The following is a 7844-nucleotide window of genomic DNA, read 5'->3' as shown; positions in this document are numbered from 1 at the left end:
GCTCCTCCAACCGGGCCGGGACCGGTGACCACGAGCGGACAGGTCGCAACAAGGCACGAAGCCAGTCTTTCCGGGGGTCACACTCGCGGTCACCAACCACAGCCCAGCACCTTCAGGCTGCCTTGGCGATCCTCACAGTCTTACCGCCGCCTATCGCCACTCACCGCAACAGGTCTTCTTCCTGACCTACGACGCTGGCGCAGCGTTCCGCGCCGGGCATGCAGGACTCATGCCGCGTTTGCTCACGAAGTGAGCAAACGCCTCGCTCCGCCGCGAGTCTTCGCGGAAGAAGACGCGGAGAGCGAGGAACAGGAAAAGCATGACGAAGAAGACCATGACGAGGCATCACCATCAAGCAGTGCTGTCCCGTTACCCCTCTGCATCCCTGACGAGTCGCGCGGCAACGTTGCCGCGATGCAGCGCCTCGGCGCGTACCTCGCCGTCGGTCACCTGCAGGAGCTGCTCGAGGACTCCCTCCCCTTCGTATACGCGCTCAAGCAGATCGGCGTATGCCGCTGCATCCGTACCGAGACCGACCTCCTTGGACAACGCGACAATGTCCGGGACGTCCTGAGGCCGCATGGAGACCAATTTCATCGCGAGGAGGTGATCAGCCGGCGCCCAATGAATGGTGAGCCCTGGCCGCGTGAGGGGAACGGTCGCGGAAAGGGGCCTGGGAGGAACCCAAGGTCTTGCATTCTCGTTCAGCCACGACCGGGGAATTCCCTCCGACTCAGCCAGAAGCTCAGCCTCTTCCAGAACGACCCGATCTGAGACGAGCGCGTCGATGTCGATCGTTCGCCGCGCATCATGAACAGTCACTGCGATGGCGGCACCACCTACCACATAGACGCTCGCCGGCACTCCGCGCTTCTGCAGTCTTACGTCGAGAAGGCCGAGCAGGCGTTCAATCTCACTCCGCTCGAACTCGACGAGGGTCACGCTGTGACCAGATCACGCTCGGCTGCGTAGATCCCATGATCTGCTAGCCAATCCGGCGTAATCGCCCGGACCTCCGCCTCATCGAGCAGAAGGCTCGGCAGGACCCACGCATTGTTTTCATCAAGCCGCTTGTCGTGAGCCTCTGCCCAAGCCGGGGCCTCGCGGTCGGCTTCCTCGAATTCGTGCTCTGTGAGCGCAGCCAACAGTGCATCCCACTTGCGATCCCCGGTGGTCCGGGGTGCTGCAGTCCAAGCACGACTGGCCTCATCGTTGGTTCGGAGGAGCTCGCGCAGGTGGTCCCGGCCTTGAAGCGTCATCTTCAGCGCCCATAGCTTGTCGCCCTGGCGCAGCGCGCGGTGAATCTCGCGAGCGGCAGACTGCGGCGTCATCCACCCGCGCTCCCGCGCTGCCTTCAGGCTGGCTGCAAGCCGCAACGCGCGCAGGTAGAACGCGGCTGACGGCACAGTCTTCCCAGCCCGATATGCACTGAGCCGCGAAGCAGAGGTTCCCAGCGCAGCTGCGAAGTCAGCTTGGGTCAGTCCGCTGTCAGCCAGCGCCTCTCCAAGTCCCTCCACAACGGCTCCGATATCCTCATCCATGAAAAAGACGTTATCACATTAGATAACGATCGTGCCCCGCCCTGCAGCGCCACTTGAACGCACCGAGGCCCCACGACGTCGCAGACGTAAGGGCAGACGCCGCGTCACTCCGCCGCCTCCAGACCGGCCATAGCTGTGGAGCGAGGTCTACGGTCGATGCGCTCCTGATGCCCCGACCGCGTCGGCGGCGAACGGGCCTGGGGCGTTCGCCAATCTCGCCGCGAGAGGAGACCCCATGACCAGCACCAGCGTCCTGCTGCCGTTCCAGCCCGCGACTATGTCCAAGGCCCAGCTCGCCGCCGTGTCGTTCCTGGCCCGCTGCGCCGGGCACACCCACGATCCGTACACGTTCCAGCCGCGCCAGTGGTTCGCCTGGTGCGAGGCCAACGGGCTCGACCCTGCTCGGGATCCAGCGAGCCCACGTCGGGGCTGTACATCCGCCACCTCGCCGGGCGGGGCCTGATGGACTCCTCCGTCGTCACAATGATGCACGGCGTCCGCGGCTACTTCCGCTTCGCCCACAGCGAAGGGCTCATCGCTGCCGACCCAGCCGTGTACGCCCGGCTGCCGAAGATCCACCGCGACGAGACCCGAACGCAGGGCCTGGACCGGCTCGAGCTGATCCGGTTCCTCCAAGTCGCCCAAACCATCACCGTCCACCACGGGGCCCTCGCCTACCTGCTCGGGATCAACGCCCTGCGCGCCTCGGAAGCCGCGGCCGTGCGGATCGAGGACTACGCCGACACCCTCCGCGGACATCGTGTGCTGCACCTGGTCGGCAAGGGCAACAAGCCCGCCACCATGCCCGTCACCGTCCCTGTCCTCGGCGCACTGGAGGCCTGCCGCGGAACGGCCCACTGCCGCTGAGACCGGTCTCCGGCAACCCGATCGACCRGCGCGACGTCTACCGGATGGTCGCCCGGATCGCGAAGACCGCCGGGATCCCGCGGCACATCAGCCCGCACTCGCTGCGGCACGCCGCCATCACCAACGCCCTCGATGCCGGCGTACCCCTGCGCGACGCGCAGATCCTCGCCCGCCACGCCGACCCGTGCACCACCGAGCACTACGACCGCGCCCGAGGCAACCTCGACCGCCACGGCGTCCACTTCCTCACCGCCCACGTCGGCGGCGTCTGACCGCCTTGGCGCACCTGCGTCGGCTAAGGCTGGCTCTGTCGGTGGAGATCCCGGGCAGTATCGTAAGTTTGGCCCAAGTTGGTCGGTTTTTACCTCGCCCCACGGGAGCGCTGGGCATTCTGTTACGAGATACCCGCAGAAGATCTCGCCGATGCTCGCATGCCCGCGACGGAGGCCCTAGACGCGAAGGCCGCAGACCATTGATTGAGGCGCGAGATTTCTCAACACGTGTCAGATACTCCTGGTTCGGAGCGGAGCCGCCGGCTCAAAACCCTTGGCCTTACCTGCGAAAGGCTGTCGGACAACTCCAAGACGCTGCGGTCGCGGGTGACCGAGCCATTCGGGCCCGAGGGGAGATCGCTAAGCAGGGCCAGGCTGGCGCGGAGGCGTTCGCCGACCTGGCCGCCGCCTGCTTGGTTGGGGTCCCGGAGCCCGCGGTGGAGTCGGCAGATGACGCACGCACCGGAGACCTCCGGGTGGTCTTCATGGGGCGCACCCAAGCGGGCAAGAGCACCCTGATCGAGGCACTGTCGGCCGGCAGTGGCGAGCGGATCGGAGATGGCCGCCAGCGATTCTCCCGCGATGTGTGCGTCCGCCCCGTCGTGAGCCTTCCTGGCGTCGCCATCGTCGACACTCCTGGGGTAGGCGCCCGCGACGGGGATGAGGACAGGCAGCTTGCCTTCGAGCAAGTGCCACACGCTGACCTCGTCGTCTGGGTGGGCAGCAACAACTCCTTCCAGGAGGAGGCCGCGCAGGCACTGCGACTGATCGCGGTTTACGGCAAGCCTGTGGTGGTGGTGCTGAACTGCCGTTACGACCTGCTCCACCCGATCCGACGAAATGACTTCCTAAACGACCCGCGGGTCGCCTTCCGTGACGTCGCGGGCGACCTCAACGCGGTGCTGCGCCATCTCGCCAGAGCAGGCGCCCGGCCGGCCGGCGTGGTGACCGTACATGCGCAGGCGGCGTTCGAAGGCACACAGGACCACCCGGACGCCGCGCTGATGTGGGCGCACTCAGACGTCGCGAAACTGCTCGCGGTCTTGGCGGACGAGCGCGACCGGCGCGCCGACCAACGACGGGCGATCGCCTTAGTGGATCGGGTGCGCAACCCCGTCATCCGGTATCTCGCAGCTCTGGACACCGCCACGGAGACACTGGGAACACATCTCGAACATGGCGAAGGGCTCGTCGGGGACCTCGCGCAGCGGGTCGCCCGCCAGATCGATCGTCAGCACGAACTCCTGGCCGCAGAACTCGACGGCATCATCGAATGCCGCCGATCCTGGCATGCCTCGGCGGTCGTGGAAGGTGACCTCAACGCTGCGTGGCGCGAGGAGATGTCGTCACTGAACAGCGAGATGGAGCAGGCCGCGGCCCGGCACCACCGAGATCTCACTGCGGGCCTTGAGGCGACGATCTCGACTGTGTTGTCCGACTGGACTAACCTTCCGACGCCGAATGTGCCGCTGGGCGAGTTCACTGGCTTCGGCTCGGTGTGGATGAACAGGGCCAGCCAGGCCGCCGTGGGTTTGGGCGTCGGGGCAGCGGCCTGGGTCGGTGGTGCCGTGCTTGGCAGCAAAGTCGGCGGGATTCTGGGGATCGAGGGCGGACCGCCACTGATGGCGGTTACAGCAGTCGTGGGCGGTGTGATCGGAGGCCTTGTTGGTGCCGCACTCGGGCCCGTCAAGGATGGTCTGGCAAGGCTGTTCCTGGGTAGCGCGGAGGTGCTGCGCCGGCGCCGCGCGGAGCTCGGGGCGCGGATTCACCCGATCCTTGACGACCTCCAGTCCGAGATCAACCGGTGGCGCGAGGAGATGAGAGAGGCGACCCAGTCGACGGTGCGCGCTCAGTTCGAAACGATGAGCGGCACACTTGCCGGTCAAAGAAGCATCCAGCGCTGGTGGCGCGAGGTAGGGACGGAGATCGACGAGGCGGTGGGGAACCTCGACGCCGCCACCGCCCGCACCCTGCTCAGGTTGTCCGGGCGCACGGGGCTCGCCGACGCGGTCCTTCGGGCGCGGCGCGAACCTGGCAGCGCCACGGCGGTCGAGTACACGCGTGCGGGCTTCTCACAGGCCGCCCTGTTCCCGCCCGACGAAAGCTGCGAGCCGATGCTCGCCACCGGGCCCGCCAAACCCGGCGTCCGGGCAGGCCAGGCTCTGTCGTTGGCCATCGGGCTGTCCGCAGCGGCGCCCCGCACACTGCGGCTTACCGATCGACAGGCGAACATCCACATCGAGGAGCCGATCCCGTCGGGCCTGACGGACACCTGGTCATCTCTGCTTAGCCTCTTCACCAACAGCCAGGTCCGGATCGTCACGCCGGCACCGGATCACCATCCAGTAAGCTGCGACAACCAGGAGCCTCGAACGTGAGCGACATCCTCTACCACTCCGTTCAACAACGAGCGTGCCTGCTCGCCGACCGGCTGCGGATGGCTCTGGCGGGAATCGACCACCCCCTAGCCAAGGAGCTCGCTGAGCGGGTAGACCCGACGGCCCATGCCCGGCCACGGCTGGTCTTCACGGGCCAGTACAGCAGCGGGAAGTCGTCGCTGATCAAGGCGCTGACCGATGGCGCGGCAGCGGTTCACATTGACTCCGACATCGCCACCGATGTCGTCACCGAGTATGACTGGGACGGCCTAGTCACCCTGGTGGACACGCCGGGCGTCCAGACGGGTGTAGACCGGCACGACGAGCTGGCCGAGTCCGCGCTCACGGCAGCCGACCTGGTGCTGTTCACGATCACCCCTGACCTCTTCGACAACGCGGGCGTGACCCACCTGCGGCACGTCGTAAAGGACCTGCTCAAGGCGAACCAAACGCTTGTCGTCCTCAATAAGTGCAACACGATGGCAGCCGCGGACGGTGTGCGTCAGGCCGCAGTCCGCGAGGCCCTCGGCGAGGGAGCACTTCACGTGCCGCTGGTCGAGTGCGACGCCCGGGATTACCTGGACGGCTTAGACGAGGTCGACACTCGGCGACGGGAGGCGTATCTCGACCTGTCCCACCTCAATGTGCTGCGAGACAAGATCAACCAGATAAGCGCCAGCACCGGTGACCTGGCACGGTACCTGCAGCCGTTACAGAGCATCAGCGCCATCACCATGGAGGCAGAGGCGCTAACGGCCACGGACCCCGCCGAGCGGGCCGCGTTGTCCCTGCTTGCCCGACAGAGAGCGGCCCTGACGGCACGTCGAGAGCGGATCGAGGCCAACCTGCACAGCCTCCGCGCGGCGTTCCTGACCCAAAGCGTCCAAGCGGCCGAGGCATTCGCCGACAGCATCGAAGCGATGGACGACCAGCCGGACAGTCCCGAGCGCGACGACCTAATCGCGGAGTACGAGGCCCGTCTGACAAATGCCCTCAACGGTGCCGCGCAACGGCTGGGAGAGGAGGCCACCCGACTCCTGGAACTGCAGTTCGACGATCTCGCCTCGGAGGTTCGGGAGATCGAGGCGGCCCCCCACACCAAAGTGATTCTGGATCTAGGCGACCCGGATCACGACGTCACCGCCCGCTCGGATGATGTCCGTCTGCGGCGCACCCGGGACTCGGTCCGAGCTTCAGGGGCGGTGCCCGCATGGGCGCCTGAGGCAAAAACCTGGTTGCGGATCTTCCAAGACCAGTGGGGCGCCGGGGCGGCCAACATGGCCCGGTCCTCAGGCAGCGTCGGCCACCGCGTTGTACTCGACGTCGGGCACTTCTTTGGCGCGAAGTTCAAGCCATGGCAGGCCGTCAGGGTGGCCCACCGGATCGGGCAAGCCGCCAAGGTCGCCAGCGTTGCCATCACGGTGGCCATCGAAGTGGGTGGGGTCATCGCCCAAGAGCGGGCACAGGTGGACGCCGAGCGGCGGCGTGCGGCGCGCAGAAAGGCGCTGGTGAATGAGGTCCAGCGACAGGCCGGAGAGATTGTGGACCAGGCGCTGCGAGACGTCCGCATCAACGTGGATCCGATCTTCACCGGTGCGTACGCGCAGATCGACAAAGTGCACGACGACATCATTGCGGCGCAAGATCGCCGATCAGCTCTCTCCGAGGAACTGGAGGCTATTCGCGCCGAGGCGTTGACGGTCGCCGCCGGACTGACGACCCAAGCGCTAACAGAAGGGAGAGAGGGCACCCCCTGAGCCGTCCTCGTGATGCGACCGAGCGCCTTTGAGGCCGGACGCTTCGCTGCATGCCACCACCAGCGACCAGACGCCGTTGGACACGCCAGGCTGATCGCTAACCACGACGTCGCCCAGTCCGTCGTGCACGTGACCGAGTAGGCGCGGTTAGCAAAAGACGTCGCCAACCGAGCTCGGATTCGCCTAAAACCAGTTAAGGAGGTGCGCGGCGATCTAGGCCTGCATCCCATTGTTCTCCGCGGTTCGCGTTGCTCCCGAGACTTCCGCGCCGTGCATTAGCCCTTGCCTTCGCCCTCCAACTGCCTCCGGCGAGGGGTAGTGAAGGCTAGGGCCAGCGGCTGCCCAACGTGAGCTCGCCCTTCTCAGGCCGGGACTACTTATTAGAAGGGCAGGGTGGCCTCACGGTCAGCAATGCGTGCAGAAGGATTGGGCGCTGAAGTCAGGCCCCACGCCGCGAGGACTCGGTCAATGTCAGCCACCTTGGTCAACATGATCGACCTCTCGGCCCACAACCGGCTCTGCTGCGCCCTGGACAACGCGGGCACCGGCAGCCCGTTCGATTGTCCCTTGTCGTACTCCGCCGAAAACCAGTTTGACGCCCGCCCCGCCCGCTGCGGCAGAGCGGTTATCAACAACGGGGCATCCATCAAGCCCAAAACCTCAGGCGGGTGACCCTTTCCAACGTCTCTGCCCGGCGGCGCCTCGAGCCACACAAGGAGGTCGCCCAATAACAGGTCCTCGGCGCCCCCTGGCCAACCACCAGCTATCCCTTGAAACCGAGCAGTCGGCCTCGCCGCCCTCTGCGCAGAAGCCACATACTTCGGGACCTGGTCTGCCTTGAAGGGCTCTCCGTAGGCAAGATGCAGCCTCGTGACCTTCACTGTCGACGACGCTTGAAAACGAGGCCATAGCGACGGTCGAAAACGAGGCCACCCAGACAGATTGGATGGGTGATCTCAGTGGAGGATTGGGCTCTGATCCGGCGACTGGTTGCGGATGGTGTTCCGCAGCGTCAGGTCGCACGGGACT

Annotated in this window: 8 protein-coding genes; 6 read left to right on the top strand and 2 right to left on the bottom strand. The window is 66.1% G+C overall.

The annotated features are described in order from the left end of the window. Positions 1 to 369: 369 nt before the first annotated feature. Together AB4Y83_RS22505 and AB4Y83_RS22500 are read right to left on the bottom strand one after the other, a co-directional pair. Positions 370 to 942 carry a DUF6036 family nucleotidyltransferase gene (locus tag AB4Y83_RS22505; RefSeq protein ID WP_442298254.1) on the bottom strand — a complete coding sequence of 191 codons (573 nt, stop codon included), beginning with the start codon at positions 940 to 942 and terminating at the stop codon, positions 370 to 372. After that, a complete protein-coding gene (locus tag AB4Y83_RS22500; protein WP_442298253.1) occupies positions 939 to 1541 on the bottom strand; it encodes a helix-turn-helix domain-containing protein in 603 nt (200 codons plus the stop codon). The genes AB4Y83_RS22505 and AB4Y83_RS22500 overlap by 4 nt, the downstream gene beginning before the upstream one ends. Positions 1542 to 1776: 235 nt before the next feature. On the opposite strand from AB4Y83_RS22500, the gene AB4Y83_RS22495 reads away from it, so the two are divergent. From AB4Y83_RS22495 to AB4Y83_RS22470, 6 genes are all read left to right on the top strand, one after another. After that, complete coding sequence (locus AB4Y83_RS22495; RefSeq protein WP_442298252.1) at positions 1777 to 2004, top strand: hypothetical protein; 228 nt, start codon at positions 1777 to 1779, stop codon at positions 2002 to 2004. After that, positions 2004 to 2408, top strand: a complete 405-nt coding sequence (locus AB4Y83_RS22490; protein ID WP_442298251.1) for a hypothetical protein — start codon at positions 2004 to 2006, stop codon at positions 2406 to 2408. Before AB4Y83_RS22495 ends, AB4Y83_RS22490 begins: the two co-directional genes overlap by 1 nt. Next, positions 2381 to 2680 (top strand): tyrosine-type recombinase/integrase, encoded by a 300-nt coding sequence (locus tag AB4Y83_RS22485; RefSeq protein WP_442298255.1) that lies wholly within the window; start codon positions 2381 to 2383, stop codon positions 2678 to 2680. The genes AB4Y83_RS22490 and AB4Y83_RS22485 overlap by 28 nt, the downstream gene beginning before the upstream one ends. A gap of 485 nt (positions 2681 to 3165) precedes the next feature. Beyond that, positions 3166 to 5058, top strand: a complete 1893-nt coding sequence (locus tag AB4Y83_RS22480; RefSeq protein WP_442298250.1) for a GTPase — start codon at positions 3166 to 3168, stop codon at positions 5056 to 5058. Further along, the gene (locus tag AB4Y83_RS22475) at positions 5055 to 6815 is read left to right on the top strand and encodes a GTPase (protein WP_442298249.1); all 1761 of its coding nucleotides are present in this window, start codon (positions 5055 to 5057) and stop codon (positions 6813 to 6815) included. Before AB4Y83_RS22480 ends, AB4Y83_RS22475 begins: the two co-directional genes overlap by 4 nt. A 489-nt stretch (positions 6816 to 7304) precedes the next feature. Beyond that, positions 7305 to 7487, top strand: a complete 183-nt coding sequence (locus AB4Y83_RS22470) for a hypothetical protein (protein WP_442298248.1) — start codon at positions 7305 to 7307, stop codon at positions 7485 to 7487. The last annotated feature ends 357 nt before the right edge of the window (positions 7488 to 7844 follow it).

Origin of the sequence: Terrabacter sp. RAF57 (assembly GCF_052113925.1) — a bacterium.
In the GTDB taxonomy this organism is placed as follows: domain Bacteria; phylum Actinomycetota; class Actinomycetes; order Actinomycetales; family Dermatophilaceae; genus Terrabacter.
Note: the sequence above shows the minus strand (reverse complement) of the source record. Positions and strands in the feature narration are given on the sequence as shown.